The following is a 3016-nucleotide window of genomic DNA, read 5'->3' as shown; positions in this document are numbered from 1 at the left end:
TGAATGTGGCCCCCACGCTCCCCCACTGCGTGTGGGTCGCTGCCCCCCGAGGGGGCCGCAGGCCGCCTTGGGGCTGCCCGGCGCCGGCCTGATCCGAGCCCATTCCGGGGCCCCTCCACCCCGCCCGTTAAAATACCGGGTTCCCCCTAACCTGCTCCCAGAAAGCCACAGATGGCCAACCAAGCCTTGATGGCCAACGCGATTCGCGCGTTGGCAATGGATGCCGTTCAACTCGCCAACTCGGGGCATCCGGGCGCGCCGATGGGCATGGCCGACATGGCGGTCGCGCTGTGGGGCGACCACCTGCGGCACAACCCGGTCAATCCGCAGTGGTTCGATCGCGACCGCTTCGTGCTGTCGAACGGCCACGCCTCGATGCTGATCTATTCGGTCCTGCACCTCACGGGCTATGCGCTGCCGATCGAGGAGCTCAAGCACTTCCGCCAGCTGCACAGCAAGACGGCGGGCCACCCCGAGGTCGGCATCACGCCCGGCGTCGAGACCACCACCGGCCCGCTGGGCCAGGGCATCACCAATGCGGTCGGCTTCGCGCTGGCCGAGAAGCTGCTCGCGGCCGAGTTCAACCGCAAGGGCCACGAGATCGTCGACCATCACACCTACGCCTTCCTGGGCGACGGCTGCCTGATGGAGGGCATCAGCCACGAAGCCGCCGCGCTGGCCGGGGCCTGGAAGCTCGACAAGCTGATCGCGCTGTACGACGACAACGGCATCTCGATCGACGGGCCCGTCAAGCCCTGGTTCGTCGACGACACCGAGCAGCGCTTCAAGGCCTACGACTGGAACGTGATCGGCCCGATCGACGGCAACGATGCCAGGGAGGTGTCGAAGGCCATCGAGAAGGCGAAGAAGCACACCGGCCAGCCGACCCTGATCATCTGCAAGACGCATATCGGCAAGGGCAGCCCGAACCGCGCCAACACGGCCAAGGCGCACGGCGAGCCGCTGGGCGCCGACGAGATCGGCCTCACGCGCAGCGCGCTGAACTGGACGCACTCGCCCTTCGAGCTGCCGGCGGCGGTCTACGAGGAATGGGACGCCAAGGCGGCCGGCGCGAAGAATGAGGCAGCCTGGAACGACCGGTTCGCAGCCTACGCCGAAGTCTTCCCCGACCTGGCGGCGGAATTCACGCGCCGCATGAAGGGCGAGCTGCCGAAGAACTTCCACCAGACCGCCTTCGACACCGTGGTGGCCGCTCACACCAAGTCCGAGACCGTGGCTTCGCGCAAGGCCTCGCAGCTGGCGCTGGAAGCCTTCACCGCCGCCCTGCCCGAGTTGCTCGGCGGCAGCGCCGACCTGACCGGCTCCAACCTCACCAACACCAAGAGCACGCCCAGCCTGCGCTTCGACGACCACGGCGCCGTGATCCGCAGCGAAGGCAACGAGCAGTTCCCCGACGGCCTGCTGGGCCGCCACATCAACTACGGCGTGCGCGAATTCGGCATGGCGGCCATCATGAACGGCGTTGCGCTGCATGGCGGCTTCATTCCCTACGGCGGCACCTTCCTGACCTTCAGCGACTACAGCCGCAACGCGATCCGCATGGCGGCGCTGATGAAGCAGCGCGTGATCCACGTCTTCACGCACGACTCCATCGGCCTCGGCGAGGACGGCCCGACCCACCAGTCGATCGAGCATGCGGCTTCGTTGCGGCTGATCCCGAACCTCGATGTCTGGCGTCCCGGCGACACGGCCGAGACCGCCGTGGCCTGGGCCGTCGCGCTGCAGAATGCCGACCGCCCGACCGCGCTGCTGCTGTCGCGCCAGAACCTGCCCTACGCGCCCAAGAAGGACCTGAGCGACATCAGCAAGGGCGCCTACGTGCTGTCCGAGCCCGAGGCCGTCGGCCTGAAGAACAAGAAGGTCAAGGCGGTCATCATCGCCACCGGCTCCGAAGTGCAGCTGGCGCTGCGGGCCCAGGAGCTGCTGGCGGCGAAGAAGATCGGCGTGCGCGTCGTCTCCATGCCTTCCACCACCACTTTCGACCGCCAGGACGTGGCCTACAAGAAGAGCGTGCTGCCCAAGGGCACGCCGCGCATCGCGGTCGAGATGGGCTGCACCGACGGCTGGTGGAAGTACGGTGTTGCGGCCGTCGTCGGCATCGACAGCTACGGCGAGTCGGCACCCGCGGGCGTGCTGTTCAAGCATTTCGGATTCACGGCAGAGAACGTCGCTGCCACGGTCGAAGCGGCGCTCGCGCGCTGACATCGATCGCATCTTCAAGTTTTCAACTATCCAGGAGCATCAGACATGGCTATCAAACTCGGCATCAACGGTTTCGGTCGCATCGGGCGCAACGTGCTGCGCGCGGCGGTGCAGAACTTCAAGAACGACATCGAGATTGTCGCGATCAACGACCTGCTCGAGCCTGACTACCTGGCCTACATGCTGCAGTACGACTCGGTGCACGGCCGCTTCCAGGGCGAGATCACGGTCGATGGCAACACGCTCGTCGTCAACGGCAAGAAGATTCGCCTGACGCAGGAGCGCGACCCGTCCAAGCTCAACTGGAGCGACGTCGGCGCCGACATCGTGCTCGAATCGACCGGCCTCTTCCTGACCAAGGACACGGCGCAGAAGCACATCGATGCCGGCGCCAAGAAGGTGCTGCTGTCGGCCCCGAGCAAGGACGACACGCCGATGTTCGTCTACGGCGTCAATGACAAGAAGTACGCCGGCGAAGCCATCATCAGCAACGCCAGCTGCACCACCAACTGCCTGGCGCCGCTGGCCAAGGTGCTGAACGACAAGTGGGGCATCAAGCGCGGCCTGATGACCACGGTGCACGCCGCCACGGCGACCCAGAAGACCGTCGATGGCCCGAGCAACAAGGACTGGCGCGGCGGCCGCGGCATCCTGGAAAACATCATCCCCTCGAGCACCGGCGCTGCCAAGGCGGTGGGCGTGGTGATCCCCGAGCTCAACAAGAAGCTCACCGGCATGAGCTTCCGCGTGCCGACCTCCGACGTGTCGGTGGTCGACCTCACGGTCGAGCTGG

The 3016-nt window shown here is 66.4% G+C and carries 2 protein-coding genes; both read left to right on the top strand.

What is annotated here, in order from left to right:
• Nucleotides 1-171: 171 nt before the first annotated feature.
• The gene (gene tkt / locus AC1D2K_RS32785; RefSeq protein ID WP_478094367.1) at nucleotides 172-2223 is read left to right on the top strand and encodes a transketolase; all 2052 of its coding nucleotides are present in this window, start codon (nucleotides 172-174) and stop codon (nucleotides 2221-2223) included.
• A gap of 45 nt (nucleotides 2224-2268) precedes the next feature.
• On the top strand, nucleotides 2269-3016 hold a 748-nt coding region (locus AC1D2K_RS32780; protein WP_478094366.1), incomplete at its 3' end, for a type I glyceraldehyde-3-phosphate dehydrogenase.

Source organism: Variovorax sp. P1_H12_2 (assembly GCF_056405335.1).
This window is presented reverse-complemented; position numbering and strand designations above follow the sequence as displayed.

Coding starts and splice junctions, on each gene's coding strand:
- tkt (WP_478094367.1), top strand. CDS start 172: ATGGCCAACCAAGCCTTGATGGCCAACGCGATTCGCGCGTTGGCAATG.